This is a genomic window from Pseudomonas protegens (assembly GCF_003732485.1).
Lineage (GTDB): Bacteria > Pseudomonadota > Gammaproteobacteria > Pseudomonadales > Pseudomonadaceae > Aquipseudomonas > Aquipseudomonas protegens_B.
Map to the genome: position 1 here is coordinate 431 of NZ_MOAK01000082.1, position 23,599 is coordinate 24,029.

Below are 23,599 nucleotides of genomic sequence, written 5' to 3' on the forward strand. Positions count from 1 at the left end.
TCCGGCATTCCGGCTTTCCAAAGTGACTCGCTGTAAGAGCGAAACCATAAGCCGCCACACCCGCAGCAACGGATATGTACACACACTCAGAATCTACGACCACTGCCCACCCGAGCGGGCGCAAGCGCCCACACCACAAAAACCTCCCCCAATCCCCCTTTTGTCGAGGCTTGTTCGAAGTTGTAACAACCCCCACACACCAACCCCCCAGAACCCAGATGTTTACCTAATAAAAACAAAGGGATATCTCAATAAATCGACCCAAAAGCCCCCCCAGCTCGACCAATTGCCGCCTTGTTGAACACTCGTTTAGTATCACCCTCAAGCCACCCCCTCACGCCAACCACAATAATTCGAGGACGCCCATGACCCCTTCATCGTCGCTGCTCAACCGGCTCGAAGCCGGCGTAGCCTGGATCACCCTCAACCGCCCGGAGCAACGCAACGCCCTGGACATCCCCAGCCTCAAAGCGCTGCACAGCCTGCTGGAAACCTGCAACAGCGACCCCAGCGTCCGAGCCGTGGTACTCACCGGCAGCGGCCGCAGCTTCTGCGCCGGTGCCGACCTGGCGGAATGGGCCGAAGCCGAAGCCCGCGGCGCCCTGGAAAGCTACGGCTGGACCGAAACCGCCCACGCCCTGATGACCCGTCTGCACAGCCTGGACAAACCCACCATCGCCGCCATCAACGGCACGGCGGTGGGCGGTGGCATGGACCTGGCGCTGTGCTGCGACCTGCGGGTGGCCGGGCAGTCGGCGCGCTTCAAGGCCGGCTACACCAGCATGGCCTACTCGCCGGACGCTGGGGCCAGCTGGCACCTGCCGCGCTTGATCGGCAGCGAACAGGCCAAGCGCCTGCTGTTTCTCGATGAGTTGTGGAGCGCCGAACGCGCCCTGGCCGCCGGTTTGGTCGGCGAGGTGTGCGCCGACGAGCAACTGATCGGCAGCGTCAGCGAGCTGGCGGCGCGCCTGGCCACGGGCCCGACCTTCGCCTTTGCCCAGACCAAGAAGCTGATCCGCCAGGGCGCCGACCGCAGCCTGGCGCAGCAACTGGCCGCCGAACTGGCCGCCGGCCTGCTGTGCGGGCGCAGCGCCGACGGTGCCGAAGCCCTGCGCGCCGTCAGCGAAAAACGCCCGCCACGTTTCCAAGGGTTGTAGGAGCGGCCGGGCGGCGCTCGGTTTGCCGGCGAAAGGGCCTTTGGGCCATGCGCCCATTTTGTAGGAGCCGGCTTGCCGGCGAAGGCGCCCGCAAGAACAGCGCCTTATTCAAGGGCCTCTTCGCCAGCAAGCTGGCTCCTACGGGAAGGTGTTTTTCGGCAGGTCGTCCTGCCAGATCACTGGTTTTTTTGCACCGTCACTCACTCACAGGTAGCGCCATGAATTTCCAACTCAGCCAAGAACAAGACATGTTGGTGGACGCGGTTCGCAGTTTTGTCAGCAAGGAGTTGCTGCCCCACGAGGACGCGGTGGACCGCGCCGATGAGGTCAGCGCCGACCTCGCCGGGGAAATCCGCAGCAAAGCCATTGCCGCTGGCTTCTATGCCTTCAACATGCCGGAAGAAGTGGGCGGCGGTGGCCTGGACTACCTGTCCCAGGCGCTGATCGAGCGTGAGCTGGCCAAGTGTTCCTGGGCCCTGCATGTGTTCGTTGCCCGGCCTTCGAAAATCCTCATGGCCTGCACCGGCTCGCAGATCGGCGACTACCTGCTGCCCTGTGTGCAAGGGCGCAAGGTCGACTGCTTCGCCCTGACCGAACCCGGTGCCGGTTCCGACGCCAATGCGATCAAGACCCGCGCCGTGCGCGACGGCGGCGACTTCGTGCTCAACGGCAGCAAGCACTTCATCAGCCACGCCGGGCATGCGGATTTCGCCATTGTCTTTGCGGTCACCGGCACCTATGAGCACAACGGCCGCCAGCGCAACGCGGTGACTTCGTTCCTGGTGGACCGCGACACCCCGGGCCTGACCATCCGCCGTGGCCCCAAGTGCGTGAGCAACCGCGGCTACCACACCTTCGAGATGTTCTTCGATGACTGCCGGGTACCGGCTTCCAAGGTGCTGGGGGAGGTGGGCAAGGGTTGGGAAGTGGCCAACGCCTGGCTCACCGCCGGGCGGGTGATGGTCGCCGCCAACTGCGTCGGGCAGGCCCAGCGCGCCCTGGATGCCTCCTTGCAATGGGCCGCGGACCGCAAGCAGTTCGGCCAGGCCATCGGCAGCTACCAGGGGGTGTCGTTCAAGCTGGCGGACATGGCCACGCAGATCCGCGCCGCCGAGCTGTTGACCCTGCACACCGCCTGGAAGATGGACCAGGGCAGCATGACCGACGGCGAGGCCGGCATGGCCAAGCTATTTGCCAGTGAAGTGCTGGGCCGGGTGGCCGACGAGGCGGTGCAGATCTACGGCGGCATGGGCCTGATGGACGAAGGCCCGGTGGAACGCATCTGGCGCAATGCGCGGATCGAGCGCATCTGGGAAGGCACCTCGGAGATCCAGCGCCACATCATTTCCCGTGAACTGCTGCGGCCGCTGATGCGCTGAGCGCCCTGGAGAATTGCCGTCATGTCCCAGACTCTACGTGACAATCTCAAGCGCCTGCTGGCCCCGCGGCACCTGGCCTTCGTCGGTGGGCGCAGCATGGCCCGGGCCCTCAAGCGCTGCGCCGAAGGCGGTTTTACCGGGCCCATGTGGCTGGTCAACCCGCAGCATGCCGAGCTCGATGGTGTGCCTTGTGTGGCCAGCATCGAACAGCTGCCCTGCGGCCCGGATGCGGTGTTCGTCGCCACCAATCGCGAGCTGACCCTGACCTGCGTCGCGGCGCTGGCGGCCAAGGGCGCGGGTGGGGCGATCTGTTACGCCTCGGGCTTTGCCGAAACCGGCGCCGAGGGCCAGGCCCTGCAACAGCAATTACTGCAGGCCGCAGGCGACATGGCGCTGCTGGGCCCCAACTGCTACGGCCTGCTGGACTACCTGCACAGCGCCGCGCTGTGGCCGGTGGCCCATGGTGGTCAACCCGTGGAACGCGGTGTGGCGGTGCTGACCCAGAGCGGCAACTTTGCCTACAACCTGTCCATGAGCGATCGCTCGCTGCCGGTGGCCTACATGGCGTCGGTGGGCAATCAGGCGCAGCTGGGCATTGCCGAGCTGATGGACGTGCTGCTGGACGAACCACGGGTCACGGCCATCGGCCTGCACCTGGAAGGCCTGAAGAACGTGCCGGGTTTTGCCCGGGCGGCGCATAAAGCCCTGGAGAAGGGCATTCCGATCATTGCCCTGAAGACCGGGGTGTCGCAGATCGGCGCCGAACTGGCCTTGAGTCACACCAGTTCGCTGTCGGGTTCCGATGCCTTGTACGACGCGTTGTTCCAGCGCCTGGGGGTGATCCGGGTCAGCGGCCCGGTGAGTTTTGTAGAAACCCTGAAGGCCGCCTCTTGCGGGCAGTTGCCGGCCGGTCCGCAACTGATGGCCCTGGCCTGTTCCGGGGGCGACGCCGGGCTGATCGCCGACTACGCCGAGCGCAACGGCCTGCAGCTGCCCAAGCTGGATGCCGGGCAATGCGCCGAGCTGGCCCAGGTGCTGCCGGGCTACGCCAATCTGGTCAACCCGCTGGATTTCACCACCGCGATCTGGGGCGATGCCCAGGCCCTACAAGCCATGCTCGACACGGCGCTGCGGACCGAGGCCGACAGCGCCATGCTGGTGCTGGATTACCCGGCCGAATTCACCGGCGAACGCAAGGAATGCGACCTGCTGCTGGAGCTGTTCTGCGCGGCGCTGCAACGCCACGGCAAGCGCGGTTTTGTCACTTCGGCCTTTCCCGAGCTGTTGCCGGCCAGTGCCCGCGAGCGTTTGCACGGCCACGGCATTCCCGCCTTGCAAGGGGTGGAGGATGGCCTGGCGGCCTGGGGCCGGATCGTCGCCTATCAACAGCGACGTCCGGCACTGCTGGCCCTGGGTGAATCGGCCCTGGTGCCATTGTGTCCGGCAGCCTTGGACGGCAGCCATGTGCTGCTGGACGAGTGGCAGTCCAAGCAGGCTTTGCGCGGCTTCGGCCTGAGCATCCCGGACGGTGTGTTGAGCACCCCCGAGCAGGCCCTGAGCGCGGCGGCCGCTGTCGGTTATCCGCTGGTGCTCAAGGCGGTCAGCGCGCAGTTGCCGCACAAGACCGAGGCCGGGGCGGTGGCCCTCAATCTCAAGGACCCTGAAGCCCTGAGCGCGGCCCTGCGCCTGATGCGCACGCGGATCGCCGAGCATGCGCCCGGCGTGGCCTTTGATCGGGTGTTGCTGGAACCCATGGCGGCGCCGCCCCTGGCGGAACTGATTGTCGGCATCAAGCGCGAGAGCGACTTCGGCCTGGCCCTGGTGATCGGCGCCGGCGGGGTGCTGGTGGAACTGCTCAAGGACAGTCGCAGCCTGCTGCTGCCCACCACCGAAGGGGCGATCCGCCAGGCCTTGCTGAGCCTGCGCAGCGCCGCCTTGCTGCAAGGCTTTCGCGGGCGCCCGACGGCTGATCTTGAAGCCCTGGTGGCGGCCATCGGCGCGGTGGCGGACTACGCTTGCGAGCACGCCGGGCAACTGCTGGAACTGGATGTGAACCCATTGTTGGTCGGTGCCCAGGGCACCGTCGCGGTCGATGCGTTGATTCGCCTTGGCCAGGCTTGAGGAGAGAGACATGCACGATCAGACCTTGACCGGTGGCCAGGCCCTGGTGCGCCTGCTGGCCGGCTACGGCGTCGACACGGTGTTCGGCATTCCCGGGGTGCACACCCTGGAGTTGTATCGCGGCCTGCCCGGCAGCGGCATCCGCCATGTGCTGACCCGGCATGAGCAGGGCGCGGGCTTCATGGCCGACGGTTACGCCCGGGTCAGCGGCAAGCCCGGGGTGTGTTTCGTCATCAGCGGCCCGGGGGTGACCAACGTTGCCACGCCGATTGGCCAGGCCTACGCCGACTCGATCCCGCTGCTGGTGATTTCCAGCGTCAACCACAGCGCCAGCCTGGGCAAGGGTTGCGGCTCGCTGCACGAAACCCAGGACCAGCGGGCGATTACCGCACCTATCACCGCCTTTTCGGCCCTGGCCCTGAGCCCGGAAGATCTGCCGGAGCTGATCGCCCGGGCCTTTGCCGTGTTCGACAGCGAGCGCCCGCGCCCGGTGCACATCAGCGTGCCCCTGGATGTGCTGGCAGCCAAGGTCGCCCGGGACTGGACCGGTGAAGTGCGGCGACGCCCCGCTCGCGGCCCGGCTGCGGCGGCAGATATCCGGCAGGCGGCGGACACACTGCGCAGTGCCAAGCGGCCGATGATCATTGCCGGTGGCGGCGCGCTGCACGCGGCCGAGCAACTGCGGGCCCTGAGCACCCGGTTGGGCGCGGTGTTCTTCAGCAGCGTTGCCGGCAAGGGCCTGCTGCCGGACGAGGCGCCACTGAACGCCGGGGCGACCTTGTGTGTCGAGCCCGGCTGGCAGTTGATCAGTCAGGCCGACGTGGTGCTGGCGGTAGGCACCGAGATGGCCGACACCGACTATTGGTGCGAGCGCCTGCCGCTGAACGGCGAGCTGCTGCGCCTGGACATCGACCCGCGCAAGTTCAATGACTTCTACCCGTGTTCGGTGGCCTTGCACGGCGATGCCCGCGCCACCCTGGACGCACTGTTGCTGGCCTTGGAGCAACAGGTCACGCCTGCCACGGCGGCGATTCACGCGGTGGCCGATCTGCGCCAGGCGGTGCAGAACGGGCAGGGGCCCTTGCAGCAGATTCACCGCTCGATCCTGCAGCGCATTGCCGCGGAGTTGCCGGAGCACGGCTTTATCGCCAGCGACATGACCCAGCTGGCCTACAGCGGCAACTACCTGTACCCGACCCGGGCCACCCGCAGTTGGCTGCACCCCACCGGCTACGGCACCCTGGGCTACGGCTTGCCGGCCGGCATCGGCGCCAAGCTCGGTGCCCCCGAGCGTCCCGGGCTGGTGCTGGTGGGCGATGGTGGTTTTCTCTACACGGTGCAGGAACTGGCCACGGCGGTGGAGGAGCTGCGCAGCCCGCTGGTGGTGCTGCTGTGGAACAACGACGCCCTGGGGCAGATCCGCGACGACATGCTGGATCTGAACATCGAGCCCATTGGCGTGCTGCCGCGCAACCCGGATTTTGCCGCCCTGGCCCGGGCCTTTGGTTGCAGCGTCAGCCAGCCCGCCAGCCTCGATGAGTTGCAGCAGGAGCTGCGCAGCGGCTTTGCCCGCAATGGCGTGACCCTGATCGAACTCAAGCACGCCTGCGCGCGTTGACCATCCCTTTTTGCCTGGAGCCTGAGCATGCGCTTTTCTCAACTGACCCAACGTATTGCCGGAGACGGCGCCGCCGCCTGGGACATTCATTACCGGGCCCTGGCCAAGCGCGAACGCGGCGAAGAGGTCTGGTTGCTGTCGGTGGGCGACCCGGATTTCGACACCCCGCAACCCATCGTCCAGGCGGCCATCGACAGCCTGCAGGCCGGCCACACCCATTACGCCGATGTGCGCGGCAAGCGCGCCTTGCGCGAGGCCATCGCCCGCCGCCATCAGCAGCGCAGCGGGCAAGTGGTGGATGCCGAGCAGGTGGTGGTGCTGGCCGGTGCCCAGTGCGCCCTGTACAGCGTGGCCCAGTGCCTGCTGGACCCGGGTGACGAAGTGATAGTGGCCGAGCCGATGTACGTCACCTATGAAGCAGTGTTCGGCGCCTGCAATGCCCAGGTGGTGCCGCTGCCGGTGCGGGCCGAGGACGGCTTTCGGGTACAGCCCGAGGCGGTGGCCGCGCGCATCACCGGCAAGACCCGGGCCCTGGTGCTCAACAGCCCGCACAACCCCACGGGCGCCAGTATCCCCCGGTCCACCTGGGAAGCCCTGGCGGCGCTGTGCATCGAACATGACCTGTGGCTGATCTGCGACGAGGTCTACAGCGAGCTGCTGTACGAGGGCGAGCATGTCAGCCCGGCCAGCCTGCCGGGCATGGCCGAGCGCACCGCGACCCTCAACAGCCTGTCCAAGTCCCATGCCATGACCGGCTGGCGCCTGGGCTGGGTGGTGGCGCCGACGGCCCTGGCCGCGCACCTGGAAAATCTAGCCCTGTGCATGCTCTACGGCTCACCGGAATTCATCCAGGACGCCGCCGTGGTGGCCCTGGAACAGCCCTTGCCGCAACTGCAAGAGATGGCCCAGGCCTATCGCCAGCGCCGGGATCTGGTGTGCGACTGCCTGGCCGATTGCCCCGGTGCCCGGCCGTTGAAACCCGATGGCGGCATGTTCGTCATGGTCGATATCCGCGCCACCGGGCTCAGCGCCCAGGCCTTCAGCGAGCGCCTGCTGGACGAGCAGGGCGTCTCGGTGCTGGCCGGCGAAGCCTTCGGCCCCAGCGCCGCCGGGCATATCCGCCTGGGGCTGGTGCTGGAACCGGAGGAGTTGCGCGAGGCCTGTCGGCGCATTGCTCGCTGTGCCAGTGACCTGCTGGCGTAGCGGTTGCAGCGCCGTTGTGCGCGCTATGGCTGCGCGGTGTTCTCCAGGGGCGGGTCGAAGGCCACGAACAACTGGTCGGCGGTGATGCTGGCCAGGTCCAGGCGCATGTTGCTTTCCAGCAGGCTGAACAGGCGGGTGAAGACTTCGAACACCTTGCAGTGTTCCTCCATGCCCGAGAACGGGTTGTCGATCTTCTCGGCGATCAGCGAGCTTTCCTGTACCGCGTCATACACATCGCGCAGGGTGATCTGGGCTGCCGGGCGGGCCAGCGTCAGGCCGCCCCTGGGCCCGCGCCAGGACGTGAGGATATCGGCCTTGACCATCAGCGATACCAGGTTGCGCACCCGGGTCGGGTGGATCTTCACCCACTTGGCGATGGTGTCGCTGCGCAGCTTCTGCGGCGCATTGGCGGCGACGAAGGAGAGGATGTAGGAAGCGGTGATCAGGCGGGTCGACTGGCTCATGGTGTCTGTAAGTCCCTTTGGGAGGTGGAGTATGACAGCCCGGCACGTCCTTGGTCAGGGTCGGTAATTTTCCGTTGTACGGGGTTTAATGTATTTGTTACGGTAACAATTGCAAATCAGGACGGAACACGTAAGTCGAAACATTTTCTCTGCTGTCATCAGGGGCAATGCCATGAGCGATAACAACAACAAGACTCCTCAAGCGATCCATGATGTTTTCCTTCCCCGCCGGGATTTTCTCAAGTACAGCGCTACCGCAGCCACGGTGGCAGGGGCCCTGAGCCTGGGCCTGCCGCTGGGCGCCCTGGCCGCCGAACCCGTGCCCAAGCCTGGTGGCGTGCTGCGCCTGGGCCTGGCGGGGGGCAGCACCACCGATTCCCTGGACCCCGGTTCCTGGAGCGATACCTTCACCTTTGTCGGCTTCTCGGCGGTGTACAACACCCTGAGCGAGATCGCCGTGGACGGCACGGCAATCCCTGAACTGGCGCAGCACTGGGAGTCGAGCCCGGATGCGCGGATCTGGACGTTCACCCTGCGGCCCGGTGTGACCTTCCACAATGGCAAGTCGCTGGCGCCCGAGGACGTGGTGGCCTCGATCCGGCATCACCTGGGCGAGCAGTCCACTTCGGCGGCCAAGACCGTGCTGGGCGATGTGGCTCAGGTCCGCGCCGAGGGGGCGGACAGGGTGGTGTTCGAACTGCGTGCGGGCAATGCCGACTTCGCCTATGTGGTGGCCGACTACCACCTGGTGATCATGCCGTCCAGGGAGGGTGTCGCCGACTGGCGTTCCGGCGTGGGTACCGGCGGCTATCGCCTGGTGTCCTTCGAACCCGGGGTGCGCATGCTGCTGGAGCGCAACCTGGATTACTGGAAAACCGGACGGGCGCATTTCGCCTCGGCCGAGTTGCTGGCGATTGCCGATGGCGCTGCCCGGGTCAATGCGCTGGTCACCGGGCAGGTGGATGTGATCAACAAGGTCGACCTGAAGACCGTGGCCCTGCTCAAGCGCAACCCGAACCTGGTGATCGAGGAAACCCGGGGCGCCCAGCACTACACCTTTCCCATGCTCTGCGACAGCCCGCAATTTCAGAACAACCACATCCGCCTGGCGATGAAATACGCCATCGACCGCGAGGCGCTGCTGGCTTCGGTGCTGCATGGCTACGGCCTGGTGGGCAACGATCATCCGATCCAGCCCGGTAGCCGCTTCATCAACCCGGCGCTGGAGCAGCGCGGCTATGACCCGGATCAGGCGCGTTTTCACCTGCGCCAGGCCGGGGTCGAGTCGCTCAAGGTGCGGCTGCAGGCGTCTGACGCGGCCTACAGCGGTGCGGTCGATGCTTCGGTGCTGTTCAAGGAACAGGCGCGTCAGGCCGGAATCGACATCGAGGTGGTGCGCGAGCCCGCCGACGGCTTCTTCTCCAATGTCTGGATGAAGCAGCCCTTCAGCACCTCCTTCTGGTACAGCAGCCTGACGGCCGACCGTATGTTCAGCATCGGTTACGCCAAGGGCGCGGCGTGGAACGAAACCCACTGGGACAATCCGCGTTTCAACCAGTTGCTCAACGCCGCCCGGGGGGAAATGAACGAACCGTTGCGGCGCGAGATGTACAACGAAATGCAGGGCCTGTGCCGCGACGACGGCGGCGCCATCGTGCCGCTGTTCGCCAGTTCGGTGGCCGCGCGTTCGAACCGGGTGATGCACGGCGGCGCCACGGCGCCCTATGGCGAACTCGACGGCCTGCGCCTGATCGAGCGTTGGTGGCAGGCCTGAGGCGAACCGTGGTTCTGCTTTCGGTTGTTGTCATGTGCCTTGTCTGCATTCGAGGAAAAAGACGGTGAAGAGTCTTCGCAATCTGCTGCTGCAGCGGCTGGCCCTGGGCCTGTTTTCGTTGTTCGCGGTGTCGCTGATCATCTTCCTGGCGGTCAGCCTGCTGCCCGGGGACATTGCCCAGGCCATGCTGGGGCAGGCAGCGACCCCGCAAACCGTGGCGGCCTTTCGGGCCCAGCTGGGCCTGGATCAGGCTCCACTGGCGCGCTTCGGCCACTGGCTGTGGAATGTGCTGCACGGCGATCTCGGTCGCTCCCTGGCCAACCAGCGGCCCATCGCCGACCTGGTGGCAACGCGCCTGGGCAACACCTTCAGCCTGGCCGCCCTGGCCGCGCTGGTCTCGGTGCCCCTGGCGCTGGGGCTGGGCGTGCTGGCGGCGCTGTATCGCAACGGCCGGTTCGACCGGCTGCTCAATACCCTGGCCTTGAGCGCGGTGTCGTTTCCGGAGTTCTTCGTCGCCTACCTCCTGATCCTGGTGTTCTCGGTCAAGCTCGGCTGGCTGCCGAGCCTGTCCAGCCTGCCGCCGGACGCTTCCCTGGGCCTGCTGCTGGAGCGCTCGATACTGCCGGTGGCAACCCTGAGCCTGGTGGTGATTGCGCAGATGATGCGCATGACCCGCGCCGCGCTGATCAATCTGCTGGCCAGCCCCTATATCGAGATGGCCCGGCTCAAGGGCATGAGTGCGTCGCGGATCATCCTGCGCCATGCCTTGCCCAACGCCATGGCACCGATCGTCAACGTGGTGGCGTTGAACCTGGCCTACCTGGTGGTGGGGGTGGTGGTGGTCGAGGTGGTGTTCGTCTACCCGGGGCTCGGCCAGTTGCTGGTGGACTCCGTGGCCAAGCGCGACATACCGGTGGTTCAGGCGTGCAGCCTGATCTTCGCCGCGACCTACATCCTGCTCAATACCAGCGCCGATGTGCTGTCGATCGCCAGCAACCCGCGCCTGATGCATCCCAAGGGGTAGTCCATGAACCTGTTGAAAACCTTGCTGCGGGCGCCGCTGAGCGCCCGGTTCGGCCTGCTGGTCATCCTGCTGTACATCGTCGTCGCGGTATGTGCGCCGCTGCTGGCGCCCTATGGCGAAACCCAAGTGGTGGGCGAGGGCTTCGCGCCCTGGAGCAGGCAGTTCCTGCTGGGCACCGACAACCTGGGGCGCGACCTGTTCAGCCGCCTGGTCTATGGCGCCCGCAACACCCTGGGCATTGCCTTCCTGACCACCGTCCTGGCGTTTGTGCTGGGTGGGCTTGGCGGGCTGGTTGCGGCGCTGCGTGGCGGTTGGGTCGACCAGGGGCTGTCGCGCCTGGTGGATATCCTGATGGCCATTCCACAACTGATCTTCGCCTTGCTGATCCTCAGCGTGGTGGGCACCAGTGCCACCTCCCTGGTGCTGGTGATCGCGCTGCTGGATGCCACCCGGGTGTTCCGCCTGGCGCGGGCGGTGGCGATGAACATCGTGGTCCTGGACTTCGTCGAGGCCGCGCGTCTGCGAGGCGAAGGGCTGTGGTGGCTGGCGACCCGGGAGATCCTGCCCAATGCCGCGGCACCGCTGATTGCCGAGTTCGGCCTGCGCTTCTGTTTCGTCTTTCTGTTCATCAGTGCCTTGTCGTTCCTCGGCCTGGGCATCCAGCCGCCCACTGCCGACTGGGGCTCCATGGTGCGCGACAACGCGGTGCTGATCACCTTCGGCGACCTCAGCCCGTTGCTGCCGGCGCTGGCGGTGGCGCTGATCACGATCAGCGTGAATTTCGTCGTCGACTGGATGCTGCATCGCTCCAGCGGCCTCAAGGAGTGCTGAACATGTCCGAGACCCAGACCACCCCGTTGCTGGACATTCGCGATCTGCGCATCGATGGGTATTACCAGGACGCCTGGCATCCGCTGATCAAGGGCATTGATCTGAGCCTGCAGCGTGGCGAGGTCCTTGGACTGATCGGCGAGTCGGGGGCCGGCAAGTCGACCCTGGGACTGGCGGCCATGGGCTACGTGCGCGATGGCTGCCGTTTTAGCGGTGGCTCGGTACGTTTCGATGGCGTTGAGCTGCTTCAGGCCAGTCCCGAGACCCTGCGCCGGCTGCGGGGCCTGCGCATTGCCTACGTCGCGCAAAGCGCGGCGGCCTCCTTCAACCCGGCCCATCGGTTGATTGACCAGCATGTGGAAAGTGCGGTGATCAATGGCGGCATCAGCCGGGCCCTGGCTCAAGCGCAGGCCGTGGAGCTGTATCGGGTGCTGCGCCTGCCGGACCCGGAGCGGATCGGCCAGCGTTACCCGCACCAGGTTTCCGGTGGCCAGTTGCAGCGGGTGATGACTGCCATGGCCATGGCCTGCCACCCGGACCTGATCATCTTCGACGAGCCGACCACGGCCCTGGACGTGACCACCCAGATCGAGGTGCTGACGGCCATCCGTGAGGCGCTCAAGACCTATCGCAGCGCGGCGCTGTACATCAGCCACGACCTGGCGGTGGTGGCACAGATGGCCGACCGGATCATGGTCCTGCGTCATGGCCGACGGGTGGAAGAGGCGCAGACCCGGCGCATGCTCAGCGAACCGCAGCAGGACTACACCCGGTCGCTGTGGGCGGTGCGCAGCTTTTGCACCGAGGCCAAGGCTGCACCCGTCCAGGAGCGGCCGGTGCTGGAACTGCGCAATGCCTGTGCCGCCTATGGCCGGCAAACGGTCCTGGACGATGTTTCATTGAGCCTGTACCGGGGGCAGACCCTGGCGGTGATCGGCGAGTCCGGCAGCGGCAAGAGCACCACCGCCCGGGTGATCAGCGGGCTGCTGCCACCGGTTGCCGGGCAGTTGCTGTATGACGGCCAGCCCTTGCCGGCGGATTATCGCCGGCGCAGCAAGGAGCAACTGCGGCGGATCCAGATGATCTACCAGATCCCCGACACCGCACTCAATCCGCGCCAGCGCATCGTCGACATCCTGGGCCGCCCCCTGAGCTTCTACCTGGGACTCAAGGGGGCCGCACTGCGGGCCCGGGTCGGGGAGCTGCTGGAGATGATCGAGCTGGATCCGGCGACCTTCATGGAACGCCGCCCCGGTGAACTGTCCGGCGGCCAGAAACAGCGCCTGTGCATTGCCAGGGCCCTGGCGGCCGAGCCGCAGGTGATCATCTGCGATGAAGTGACCTCGGCCCTCGATCAATTGGTGGCCGAAGGCGTACTCAAGTTGCTGGACCGCCTCCAGCGACAACTGGGGGTTGCCTACCTGTTCATTACCCACGATGTGGCCACCGTGCGCGCCATCGCCGATCAAGTGCTGGTGATGCAGCGCGGCCGGGTGGTGGATCAGGGCAGCCGCGACCGGATCTTCACCCCGCCGCACGAGGACTACACCGGCCTGCTGTTTTCCTGCGAGCCGCAGATGGACCCCGACTGGCTCGACCGATTGCTGGCCCGTCGGGCCTTACCTACCCCCTTGCAACCTGTCTGAGGAAGCTTCATGAACGTGTTGATCGTCCACGCCCACCCGGAACCGCAATCCTTCACCGCCGCCTTGCGCGACCAGGCCCGCAGCACCCTGGAGGCCCAGGGGCACCAGGTGCAGGTCAGCGACCTGTACGCCATGCACTGGAACCCGGTGGCCAGCGCCGCGGACTTTGCCTCCCGGGATAATCCGGATTACCTGGTGTACGCCCTGGAGCAACGCCTAGGGGTGAAGAACGCCAGCATTGCCGCGGACATCCAGGGCGAGCTGGACAAGCTGCTGTGGGCCGACCTCTTGATCCTCAACTTTCCGGTGTTCTGGTTCTCGGTGCCGGCCATGCTCAAGGGCTGGATCGACCGGGTGCTGGTGTCGGGGGTGTGTTATGGCGGCAAGCGTTTCTATGACCAGGGTGGGCTGGCGGGCAAGAAAGCCCTGGTGACCCTGACCCTGGGCGGGCGCCAGCACATGTTTGGCGAGGGCGCGATCCATGGACCTCTGGAGGACATGCTGCGCCCGCTGCTGCGGGGCACTTTGGCCTATGTCGGCTGTGACGTACTGGAGCCGTTCGTGGCCTGGCACGTGCCTTACATCAGCCAGGAGGCCCGAGAAGAATTCCTGCACAGCTACCGGCAGCGCCTGGAGCAGCTTGCAGACGAGCAACCGCTGGTTTTCCCCCGTCTGGAGCAATTCGACGAAGCCCTGCACCCCCTCCCAGTCTGAGCGGACCCACCGGTGCCTCACCTACCGCCAATCCCCTTGTAGGAGCCGGCTTGCCGGCGAAGAGGCCCGCAAGTCATGCATCGCCTGGGCCGACGTCTTCGCTGGCAAGCCAGCTCCTACAGTGGCCAGTTTCACCGTATTCCCGTGTAGGAGGGTGGGGATGGGGGATTGGAAAAGGTCGGGGGCTCAGAATCTCAGGGTCGCGCCGGTGGTCAGCCAGCGGTCGCGGTTTTCGGTCAGTTGCTGGCCAACGATCAGGTCCAGGTCCAGGTGCTGGCCCAGGTGCAGGCGCGGGCCGGCCTGCCAGCCCTGTTCGCCGCCGCGCTGGCCGTAGCGCTCGGCAATCAGGGTCAGGCTCTGGGCCAGGTCGTATTCCACACCGGTGCCCCAGGTCCAGCGGTGGCTCTGGTCGCCGTCGTCATAGGCATGGGCCCAGCCGGCATTCAGGTTCAGGCGCAGGCTGGCAGCAGGGCTGAAGGTCAGGGGCAGGGCGAGGTCGCCGCCGTCGAAGCTGTGGTTGCGGTTCAGGGCCCAGTGGGCGGAGCCGGCCAAGGCCAGTTGCAGGCCCAGGTCTTCGCGGTTCAGCAGCTGGACCTTGATCTGCGGGCTGAGCTGGGTTTCGCCGTGATCGTCGGCATGCTGGCGCTGCACCGCGGCCCCCAGTTGTACCCAGGGCAGTTGGCTGAAGGTGCAGGCCGGGGCAATCACGCTGTTGTGGCTGGAGCCTTGGTGCCGGGTGCTCTGGTACCAGACATCGACATTGCATTCCCCGGGGGCGTTGATGGCGCCGTCATCCACCACGTAGGCGCCGCCGGCGGCCTGGGCCTTGGAGCACAGGGCCAGGGTGGCGGTGGCACCGGCAGTGAGGGCGAGGAACAGCAGGTTGCGTTTGAGCATGCGGCTTTTCGCGGCAGGCAGGGTGTGGCCCCAGGAGGCGGAACGCGAGGAGCGATGTGGGCTGCGCTTGGACATGGCGGATCTCGTTCTGTTGGAGCGCCGGTCCGTTGCGTTGGGGAGCCGGCGCGGGTGGGTGCTGCTTGGGGTGTTTACTGGTCGTCGAGCGAAAGGGTCTGGATGCCGCGGACCCGGGCCTGGGCCAGCAGCTCTTCGGTGTCTTCCCCGCCGGGCAGGGCGAGGACAATGTCCGGGCGGCTGTCGGCCAGCATGAAGCTGTTGCGCAGGCGCTCGGCGTGTTTGCCGTGCAGTTGCCAGTTGGGCGGGTAGCGGACGATGTTGGCCCCGGTTTCCCGGGCCCAGTCCTCGATGTGGGCACCGAGGAACTGGCTGCCGCCGTGGATCACCACCCGCACTTCATGCAGACGCTGGAAGGCTTCCAGGACCCGGCGGCACAGGCGGCTGTCGGCGTAGTAGCGGCCGGCACAGATCAGGACGCGCATGGAGCGTCCTCCTTGGGCCCGGCCACGGGATGCTCGGCGCTCGGCGCGTCGGCCAGCGGCTCGCTGAGGTAGCCGTGCTCGATGTCGCGCTCACCGGCCCGCTCCAGGGCCGGGTAGGCCAGGGCGGCGATGTGATGGTGGACCCGGCGATAATCGCGCAGCAGGCGCTGGAAGATGTCGCCGGATTCGGCCCAGGCGCTCTGGTCTTCCCGCAGTTTGCGAAAGTGCTCGCGGCCGGCGGCGGCTTCCAGGCGCCGCACATTTTCCTTGCGCGCCAGCAGTTGGTGGGCGGTGGGCAGGTCCTCACGCAGGAACACGGTGATGGCCAGGCTCAGGCTGTCCAGCAACTCCTGGTGCAGCGGGTACAGGGTGCCCAGCTCGAAAGCGGAAAAGGCCTCGCCGCGGCGCAGGCGGCGCACCGCCAGTTGCGCCAGGCTGGTGCAGAGGATGTCGCCGGCGTGTTCCAGGTTGATCACCAGCAGCAGGATCTCCTGGGAACGGTCGGCGTCCTGGTCGCTGATGCCTTCCTTGCCGATGTCCGCCAGGTAGGCGCGGATGGCTGCGCTGAGCAGGTCCAGGGACTGATCGATGTGTCGCACCTGCTCGGCATGGACCAGGCTTGAGGTGCGAAACAGCTGCAGCACCCGGTCGAGCATGCCCGAGAGCATGTCGGCCATGCGCAGGGCTTCCCGGGCGGCGTTGGACAGGCCGATATTGGCCACTTCCAGGCCGGCTTCGTCCAGGTACAGCGGCATGCCCGGGTCGGTGACCGGAGCGGGGGCCGGCAACAGCCGGGTCAGCAGCTTGCCCAGGGGCTGGGTGAAGCCTATGAACAGCAGGCCCAGGATCAGGCTGAAGGCGCTGTGCAGATAGACCACCAGCAACTCCGGTGGCAGGGCCTGCACCGCGTCCAGGTGGGCCAGGGTGGTGATCCAGGGCAGCACCAGGACCACGCCCACCAGGCGCACCAGCAGGTTGCCCAGGGGCAGGCGCCGGGCCACGTTGCCGCTGGCGCCGAGCAGGGACGGCAGGGTGCCGCCGAGGTTGACCCCCAGCACCAGGGCCATGCTGGTGGCAGGGGACAGCAGGCCGGTGCCGGCCAGGGAGGCGATCAGCAGCACCACCGCGACGCTGGAGTGGCACATCCAGGTCAGCAGCATGGCCACCAGCAGCGCCAGCAGCAGGTCGCCGTCGAGGCTGGTCATCACCAGCTGGAACACCGGGGTGCTTTCCACCGCGCCCAGGGTGGCGCCGAGCATGCCCAGGGCCAGGAGCATCAGGCCCAGGCCGATCAGTGCGCAGCCGATGCTTTCAAAGCGCGAGTCGTCCCGCAGGCGGAAGCTCAGGAAACCCGCCAGCAGCACCACCGGGGTCACCAGCGACAGGTCGAGGCTGAGCAACTGGACCACCAGGGTCGAGCCGATATTGGCCCCCAGCATCACCGCCAGGGCAGGGGCCAGACCCAGGGTGCCGGCGGCGGTAAAGGAGCTGGCCATCAGGCTCACCGCGGTGCTGCTTTGCAGCACGCCGGTGATGCCGACGCCGCACAGCAGCGCCAGCCAGCGGTTGTTCAGGTGTTGCCCGAGCCAGTGCCGCAGCGGGCTGCCGAAGCCTCGCAGCAGTGATCCGCAGATCATTTGCGAGCCCCAGAGCAGCAGCGCGATGGCGCCGGCCAGGTTGATCAGAAGAGTGGTGCCCGACATGAGTATTCTCCCGGGACTGTGACAGGTTCAGGCAATCGCCAGCCGCAGGGAGGCGCGGGTAATGGCGGCGCTGAAACCCAGCAGAAAACGAATTTCAACGGCGCTCAGCAGGCCCCGGACATACAGCCGGATGCTCACGCGGGTGAGCAGGTGGGCGCAGGCGCTGAGGCCGATCACCAGCAGTGCGCGCAGGGCGCGTTGCAACGACGAAAAGGCGTTGAGGACCATGGCGAGGCTCCTTGCAGGCGAACAGCGTCGCCGTCGGCGAGGCGCTGGCCGCGCCGACGGTGGCATCGTGAATCTTGAGTGTCTGGCGCATCCGGTCCGCACCGCATGCGCCAGGGGTCAGGCCCTTAGAACCACTGCTTGAAGCGGCGGATGTACAGGGTCTTCATGGTCTGGGCGACCACGCAGTAGGCGAGCAGGGTGCCCACCAGCCAAGGGAAGTATTCCCACGGCAGCGGCACCAGGCCGACCATGCTGCCCAGGGGCGAGAAGGGCACGTAGATCCCCAGCGCCATCACCAGGCCTGTGGCCAGCATCACCGGCAAGGCGGCGGTGCTCTGGATGAACGGGATCTTGCGGGTGCGCAGCATGTGCACCACCAGGGTCTGCGACAGCAGGCCTTCGATGAACCAGCCGGACTGGAACAGGGCGGCCATTTCCACGCTGTTGGCGGCGAACACGTACCACATCAGGGCGAAGGTGGTGATGTCGAAGATCGACGAGGTCGGCCCGATCCACAGCATGAAGCGCCCGATGTTCTTGGCGTCCCACTTGCGTGGCTTGGCCAGGTATTCCTTGTCCATCTTGTCCCATGGCAGCGCCAGCTGGGAGAAGTCGTACATCAGGTTCTGCAGCAGCAGGTGGATCGCCAGCATCGGCAGGAAGGGAATGAAGGCACTGGCCACCAGCACCGAGAACACGTTGCCGAAGTTGGAGCTGGCGGTCATGTTCAGGTACTTCATGATGTTGCCGAAGGTCTCGCGGCCCTTGATCACCCCTTCTTCCAGCACCATCAGGCTCTTTTCCAGGAGGATGATGTCCGCCGATTCCTTGGCGATGTCGGTGCCGCTGTCCACCGAGATGCCGACGTCGGCATCGCGCAGGGCCGGGGCGTCGTTGATGCCGTCGCCGAGAAAGCCCACGGTGTGACCGTTGGCCTGCAGGGCCTTGAGCACCCTGGACTTCTGCAATGGAGTGAGCTTGGCAAACACCGTGCGCTCTTCCACCAGGCGGCCGAGCACCTGGTCATCCATGTGCTCGATGTCGCGACCCAGCAGCGGTTCGCCCGCTTCCAGGCCCACTTCGCGGCAGATCTTCGCGGTGACGATGGGGTTGTCGCCGGTCAGCACTTTGACGGTCACGCCGTTGTCACGCAGGGCGGCAATGGCCGGGCCGGCGGTTTCCTTGGGCGGATCGAGGAAGGTCAGGAAGCCTTCGATCACCAGCTCGCGCTCATCGCTGGCGCTGTACTGGTTGCGGGTTTCACCCTTGGGCAGGTCACGGGTGCCCAGCAGCAGCACGCGGAAGCCGTCACGGTTGTAGTCTTCGGCCAGTTGCAGCAAGGCGGCGCGGCGCTCGGCGTCGAGGCTCACGGCAATGCCGTCCTGGCGTACCTGGGTGGCGGTTTCCAGCATCTCTTCCACCGCGCCCTTGCACACCAGCAGGTGGTCGCCGCGGGCATCGGCGAGGATCACCGACAGGCGCCGACGGACGAAGTCGAACGGCAGTTCATCCACCTTGCGCCAGGCGGCGGGCGGGGTGAAGTGCGGGTTGCCCTCGGCGAAGCTGACCACGGCGCGGTCCATCAGGTTCTTCATGCCGCTCTGGTGGTGGCTGTTGAGCCAGGCCAGTTGCAGCACGGCATCACAGCGGCTGCCGCTGATGTCGACGTGGTGTTCGAGGATGATCCGGTCCTGGGTCAGGGTGCCGGTCTTGTCGGTGCAGAGCACGTCCATGGCGCCGAAGTTCTGGATCGCGTTGAGGCGCTTGACCACCACCTTGCGCTTGGCCATGGCCGCAGCGCCCTTGGCCAGGTTGGCGCTGACGATCATCGGCAGCATTTCCGGGGTCAGGCCGACGGCCACCGCCAGGGCGAACATGAAGGCTTCGGCCCAGTCACCCTTGGTGAAGCCGTTGATCAGCAGGACGATGGGCACCATCACCAGCATGAAACGGATCAGCAGCCAGCTGACGCTATTGACCCCGCGGTCGAAGGCGGTCTGGGTGCGCGAGCCGACGATGGAGCGGGCCAGGGAGCCGAAGTAGGTGCGTGCGCCGGTGGCCACCACCACGGCGGTGGCGGTGCCGCTGACCACGTTGGTGCCCATGAAGCAGATGTTGGGCAGGTCCAGCAGGTCTTGCTGGTCGGCGGCCAGGGCCTTGGCGGATTTTTCCTGCACGGCCCCCAGGGTGTCGTATTTCTCCACCGGCAAGGCTTCGCCGGTGAGCACCGCCTGGCTGATGAACAAGTCACGGGATTCGATCAAGCGGATATCGGCCGGGATCATGTCGCCGGCGGACAGCTGGATGATGTCGCCCACCACCAGTTCGCGCATCGGGACTTCGCGAACCCGGGCCTGCATGCCCATCTGCTCGCGGCGCAGCACTGCGGCAGTGGTGCGGACCATGGCCTTGAGGGCCTCGGCGGCCTTGGCCGAGCGGTGTTCCTGCCAGAAGCGCATCAGGCCGCTGGCCAGCACCATCACCAGGACGATGATCACGCCGGTCAGATCAGTTTCTTCGCCGGCTTGCAGCGGCAGCCAGAAGTCGGTGAAGAAACTGATACCGGTCAGGGTCATCAGCACATAGATGAAGGGGTTGTTGAAGGCTTGCAGCAATTGCACCAGGGCGTGGGGCGGACGGTCGTGGGCGACTTCGTTGTGGCCATCCCGTTGCAGGCGGCCTTCGGCGTCCAGTTCAGTCAGGCCAGCGGTGCTGGAGTTGACGTTGGCCAGGGTCACGGCCAGGCCATTCTGGGCTTCGCGGGCGGCACGCATCGACAGTTTGTTGCTGTCGCTGGTGGCGCTGGTGTTGCGGGAAGTTGTGGTTTTTACAGTCATTTCGTGTGCTCCTGCCGCCTGACTACGGCACGACACACCGACAACTCAACTAATTAAAGACGAGCGAAAGTATGTCGAACCGCAGGTTAGCGATCGATTCGGATCTTGGCGTTTTTCAGGTTTTAACGTTCGCTGCCCAAACAATGAAGTTGAATGGGCAGCGAACCTACTACTGGCCTCTTCCATAACTTTCTCCAGCAAGTTTTATTAACGAGAAGGCAATAGAGTGCCGGCGAACTTGCAAATAAGAAGTTCGTGGATAAACAACGGAAAATGACCGTTGAATCAGACTTGGGTGCGCGCCCCGAGGTACAGGCCGAAGATCAGTCCGGCCTGTTGCAGCCACAGGGCTGCGCCCCGACTCTGGGGGTCCTGGCTGTCATCCAGGCTCCAGCGTTGTTGCAGCTGGCCGGACATCGGGCAGACGCGCCAATTGGCCCGCAGGGCAGTGGCGACGGAGGGTGAGGAGGAGAATGGCGAGCGTGCGAGCGCCTTGGGCTCACGGCACAGCTTGACCCGCATGGTCGCGGCAAAGGCGCGTACACCGGGCATTACAGAGGATGTGAAGTGCATAACTTGTGCCTCGCGACCGGACTGGATCCGGGGAGGCAAGTTACGTTGGAGCATCAAGCCCTAGCGCAGCTTACCCGACCGCGGAGTCGAGTCCCGTCATTTTCAGGGTTAAGTGCCTGGCTCTGCGCAGCGGCAGTGACCAGACAGCGTCTAGATACTGTGTCCATTGGCTTCTTTAGTGAGTTGAAAAAAGGCCGGATTTCCCGGCCCGCGCAATTTACTCAGGAGAGCCCATCGAGTCAAGGTTAAATTGCCTTGAATCTCTGTTCCGTGATGAAGTTTCAGGCGCGGTTCAGCTTGAGGGAAGAGTTCACTTGCCGGGGAGTAGGGAATATATAAGGAATATAACGAAAAAGTGCTCATGACCGATGGGGCATCATGAGCACTGAATATAACTTCGCGGATTATCAGTTCAGCAAGTGCCGGGATATATCCTTGTAAGTATTGCTGTCAGTGGCGGCCATCAATTGCCGGCCATCGTTAAAGGTGCCGATGAAGGTCACTTCGTTTTCCGTGCCCGCCATCAAATAGCCGGCGATTGCGCCCACCGGCCCCAACAGCATGGCGCCGGCAATGCCATAGCCAAACGCGTCCTTGTTGGCGATGGGACTTTCAGTCGCGATTTCCAGGCTCTTGAAGGCCGATGCCTTGATCTCGACACCGGCGCTGTTGAGCACCGTCTTGAGCCTGAAGGTGCCGTGGCGGTACTCGCCGGCGCCCTGCAGGAAATCGCCCGATAGAACTTCAATATTTGCCATGTTGAATCATCCTTATCCAAGCATAACGAGACGGACCATTGGGCCCCTCGTCAGCGGGGGCGTCAACGGAGTTGCGATGAAGGGTGCTACCGCCAGTCAGCGATCTTCATATCCTGAGCCTCGATCAGGATCCAGCGCTCAATGCTGATCCAGATCAGGGCTGTGGAAGGTTGTAGCAGGCGAGGGCGGCTGGACCGCGATGTTCCGACCAGTGGCGGACGCAGGCCGGGCACAGCAGGTGGGAAGTAGCGATGTTAAAAAATGTTAGATTGAAAAATCTCTTCACATAATCCGTTCATTGGTGGATGATCGTTCACAGCCAACGCTCAACCTGATAACAACAGCAACAGGATGGCCATGATGATCGATTCGCTCCTGCCTCTCTCGGCACCTGCCCATGGTGCCATGCACCTTCCGGGCTCGCCGTCTGGCGCTGCGCCTGTTGCTGCTGCCTGTGTTGCATTTGCCGGACCTGCAATCCGGATTTCCCTGTCCTGCCCGGTTCTTGCCCGGCGCCTGTCCGGCGCGGCACAGTCCTGGTCTATTTCTGGAGTCCCCCATGAATAACAACAATGTCGGTGTCATCGGTCTTGGCGCCATGGGCCTGGGCATCGCCCGTTCGCTGTTGCGCAGCGGTTTCAAGGTGCACGCCTGCGACGTCCGTGCAGCAGTCACCGAGCAGTTCGCCGCCGAAGGCGGCGTGGCTTGCGCCTCGGCGGCGCAACTGGCCGGCGAATGCGATGTGATCATCACCGTGGTGGTCAACGCCGAGCAGACCGAGAGCGTGCTGTTCGGCGAGGGCGGGGCGGTCGCGGCACTGCGCCCCGGCAGCCTGGTGATCGGCTGCGCCACCGTGGCCCCGACCTACGCCGTGGACCTGGGCCAACGCCTGGAGGCCCTGGGCCTGCTCTATCTGGATGCACCGATCTCCGGGGGCGCGGCCAAGGCCGCCGCCGGCGAGATGACCATGATGACCTCCGGCCCGGCGGCCGCCTACGCCAAGGCCGAAGCCATCCTCGGCGGCATGGCCGGCAAGGTCTACCGCCTGGGTGACGCCCACGGGCTGGGCTCCAAGGTCAAGATCATCAACCAGCTGCTGGCCGGGGTGCACATTGCCGCCTCTGCCGAAGCCATGGCCCTGGGCCTGCGCGAAGGGGTGGATGCCGACGCCCTGTACGAGGTGATCACCCACAGCGCCGGCAACTCCTGGATGTTCGAGAACCGCGTGCCGCACATCCTCAAGGCCGACTACACACCACTGTCCGCGGTGGACATCTTCGTCAAGGACCTGGGTCTGGTGCTGGATACCGCCCGCGCCAGCAAATTCCCCCTGCCGCTGTCCGCTACCGCGCACCAGATGTTCATGCAGGCCTCCAGCGCCGGTTTCGGCCGCGAGGACGACTCGGCGGTGATCAAGATCTTCCCGGGCATCGACCTGCCCGTGGCCAAGCCCGATGCCGTTTGAGGAGCCTGTGATGACGACTTCCAATCCACGCCCGCTACTGGGTTGCATCGCCGACGATTTCACCGGCGCCACCGACCTGGCCAACATGCTGGTGCGCGGCGGCATGCGCACGGTGCAGAGCATTGGCATTCCCAGCGCCGAAGTGGCCGCCGGCCTGGACGCCGATGCGGTGGTGATCGCGCTGAAATCCCGCACCACCCCGGTGGGCGAGGCGGTGGCCGAATCCCTGGCGGCGCTGCAGTGGCTGCGGGAGCAGGGCTGCGAACAGATTTTCTTCAAGTACTGCTCGACCTTCGACTCCACGGTGGCGGGCAATATCGGCCAGGTCAGCGAAGCGCTGCTCAAGGCCCTGGGCGGCGATTTCACCCTGGCCTGCCCGGCGTTTCCCGAGAATGGCCGGACGATTTTCCGCGGCCATCTGTTTGTCCAGGACCAGTTGCTCAACGAGTCGGGCATGCAGCATCACCCGCTGACGCCGATGACCGACGCCAACCTGGTGCGGGTGCTGCAGGCGCAGACCGCACTGCCGGTGGGCCTGCTGCGCTATGACAGCGTGGCCCAGGGCGTGGACGCGGTGCGGGCGAAGATCGCTGAACTGCGGGGCAAGGGCGTCGCCATGGCGATTGCCGATGCGCTGTCCGACGCCGACCTCTACACCCTCGGCGCGGCCTGTGCCGACCTGCCGCTGTTGACCGGCGGGTCCGGGG

The 23,599-nt window shown here is 65.6% G+C and carries 20 protein-coding genes; 12 read left to right on the top strand and 8 right to left on the bottom strand.

Going from position 1 to position 23,599, the window contains the following annotated elements; all coding sequences use genetic code 11:
* The first annotated feature begins 365 nt into the window (after positions 1 to 365).
* The 5 genes from BLX41_RS25770 (at position 366) to BLX41_RS25790 (ending at position 7,478) form a co-directional block, all read left to right on the top strand.
* Entirely contained in the window at positions 366 to 1,157 is a 792-nt protein-coding gene (locus tag BLX41_RS25770; RefSeq protein ID WP_123727167.1) for an enoyl-CoA hydratase/isomerase family protein, read from the top strand.
* A gap of 218 nt (positions 1,158 to 1,375) precedes the next feature.
* On the top strand, positions 1,376 to 2,536 hold the full coding sequence (locus BLX41_RS25775; RefSeq protein WP_019093510.1) for an acyl-CoA dehydrogenase family protein: 1,161 nt from the start codon (positions 1,376 to 1,378) through the stop codon (positions 2,534 to 2,536).
* A gap of 21 nt (positions 2,537 to 2,557) precedes the next feature.
* Positions 2,558 to 4,657 carry an acetate--CoA ligase family protein gene (locus tag BLX41_RS25780; RefSeq protein WP_123727168.1) on the top strand — a complete coding sequence of 700 codons (2,100 nt, stop codon included), beginning with the start codon at positions 2,558 to 2,560 and terminating at the stop codon, positions 4,655 to 4,657.
* Between the two features lie 10 nt (positions 4,658 to 4,667).
* Positions 4,668 to 6,275 (top strand): 5-guanidino-2-oxopentanoate decarboxylase, encoded by a 1,608-nt coding sequence (locus BLX41_RS25785; RefSeq protein WP_123727169.1) that lies wholly within the window; start codon positions 4,668 to 4,670, stop codon positions 6,273 to 6,275.
* A gap of 27 nt (positions 6,276 to 6,302) precedes the next feature.
* Entirely contained in the window at positions 6,303 to 7,478 is a 1,176-nt protein-coding gene (locus tag BLX41_RS25790) for a pyridoxal phosphate-dependent aminotransferase (protein WP_123727170.1), read from the top strand.
* 23 nt (positions 7,479 to 7,501) lie between these two features.
* Here BLX41_RS25790 and BLX41_RS25795 read toward each other — a convergent pair whose 3' ends face one another.
* On the bottom strand, positions 7,502 to 7,942 hold the full coding sequence (locus BLX41_RS25795) for an Rrf2 family transcriptional regulator (RefSeq protein WP_123727171.1): 441 nt from the start codon (positions 7,940 to 7,942) through the stop codon (positions 7,502 to 7,504).
* 172 nt (positions 7,943 to 8,114) lie between these two features.
* On the opposite strand from BLX41_RS25795, the gene BLX41_RS25800 reads away from it, so the two are divergent.
* From BLX41_RS25800 to BLX41_RS25820, 5 genes are all read left to right on the top strand, one after another.
* Positions 8,115 to 9,716, top strand: coding sequence for an ABC transporter substrate-binding protein (locus BLX41_RS25800; RefSeq protein ID WP_123727172.1), 1,602 nt, complete (start codon positions 8,115 to 8,117; stop codon positions 9,714 to 9,716).
* Positions 9,717 to 9,780: 64 nt separating this feature from the next.
* Positions 9,781 to 10,740, top strand: a complete 960-nt coding sequence (locus BLX41_RS25805; protein WP_123727173.1) for an ABC transporter permease — start codon at positions 9,781 to 9,783, stop codon at positions 10,738 to 10,740.
* A 3-nt stretch (positions 10,741 to 10,743) separates the two neighbouring features.
* Positions 10,744 to 11,571: an ABC transporter permease gene (locus BLX41_RS25810; RefSeq protein ID WP_123727174.1), complete on the top strand. Its 828-nt coding sequence runs from the start codon at positions 10,744 to 10,746 to the stop codon at positions 11,569 to 11,571.
* Positions 11,572 to 11,573: 2 nt separating this feature from the next.
* On the top strand, positions 11,574 to 13,217 hold the full coding sequence (locus BLX41_RS25815) for an ABC transporter ATP-binding protein (RefSeq protein WP_123727175.1): 1,644 nt from the start codon (positions 11,574 to 11,576) through the stop codon (positions 13,215 to 13,217).
* Positions 13,218 to 13,226: 9 nt separating this feature from the next.
* On the top strand, positions 13,227 to 13,931 hold the full coding sequence (locus BLX41_RS25820; protein WP_123727176.1) for an NAD(P)H-dependent oxidoreductase: 705 nt from the start codon (positions 13,227 to 13,229) through the stop codon (positions 13,929 to 13,931).
* A gap of 186 nt (positions 13,932 to 14,117) precedes the next feature.
* Here the strand turns inward: BLX41_RS25820 and BLX41_RS25830 are convergent, their stop codons facing one another.
* The 7 genes from BLX41_RS25830 to BLX41_RS25860 form a co-directional block, all read right to left on the bottom strand.
* Positions 14,118 to 14,903 carry a hypothetical protein gene (locus BLX41_RS25830; RefSeq protein WP_123727177.1) on the bottom strand — a complete coding sequence of 262 codons (786 nt, stop codon included), beginning with the start codon at positions 14,901 to 14,903 and terminating at the stop codon, positions 14,118 to 14,120.
* Between the two features lie 74 nt (positions 14,904 to 14,977).
* On the bottom strand, positions 14,978 to 15,328 hold the full coding sequence (locus tag BLX41_RS25835) for a DUF2493 domain-containing protein (RefSeq protein WP_123727178.1): 351 nt from the start codon (positions 15,326 to 15,328) through the stop codon (positions 14,978 to 14,980).
* Entirely contained in the window at positions 15,316 to 17,031 is a 1,716-nt protein-coding gene (locus BLX41_RS25840) for a Na/Pi cotransporter family protein (protein ID WP_123727179.1), read from the bottom strand. Before BLX41_RS25840 ends, BLX41_RS25835 begins: the two co-directional genes overlap by 13 nt.
* Positions 17,032 to 17,058: 27 nt before the next feature.
* Entirely contained in the window at positions 17,059 to 17,259 is a 201-nt protein-coding gene (locus BLX41_RS25845) for a hypothetical protein (protein ID WP_123727180.1), read from the bottom strand.
* Positions 17,260 to 17,384: 125 nt separating this feature from the next.
* Positions 17,385 to 20,096, bottom strand: coding sequence for a magnesium-translocating P-type ATPase (mgtA, locus tag BLX41_RS25850; RefSeq protein WP_123727181.1), 2,712 nt, complete (start codon positions 20,094 to 20,096; stop codon positions 17,385 to 17,387).
* A gap of 285 nt (positions 20,097 to 20,381) precedes the next feature.
* Positions 20,382 to 20,669: a hypothetical protein gene (locus tag BLX41_RS25855; protein WP_123727182.1), complete on the bottom strand. Its 288-nt coding sequence runs from the start codon at positions 20,667 to 20,669 to the stop codon at positions 20,382 to 20,384.
* A gap of 407 nt (positions 20,670 to 21,076) precedes the next feature.
* A complete protein-coding gene (locus BLX41_RS25860; RefSeq protein ID WP_123727183.1) occupies positions 21,077 to 21,427 on the bottom strand; it encodes a hypothetical protein in 351 nt (116 codons plus the stop codon).
* Positions 21,428 to 21,986: 559 nt separating this feature from the next.
* On the opposite strand from BLX41_RS25860, the gene ltnD reads away from it, so the two are divergent.
* Together ltnD and otnK are read left to right on the top strand one after the other, a co-directional pair.
* On the top strand, positions 21,987 to 22,892 hold the full coding sequence (ltnD, locus tag BLX41_RS25865) for an L-threonate dehydrogenase (RefSeq protein WP_123727184.1): 906 nt from the start codon (positions 21,987 to 21,989) through the stop codon (positions 22,890 to 22,892).
* A gap of 10 nt (positions 22,893 to 22,902) precedes the next feature.
* A partial coding sequence (gene otnK / locus BLX41_RS36245; protein ID WP_259745182.1) for a 3-oxo-tetronate kinase occupies positions 22,903 to 23,599 on the top strand: 697 nt, incomplete at its 3' end.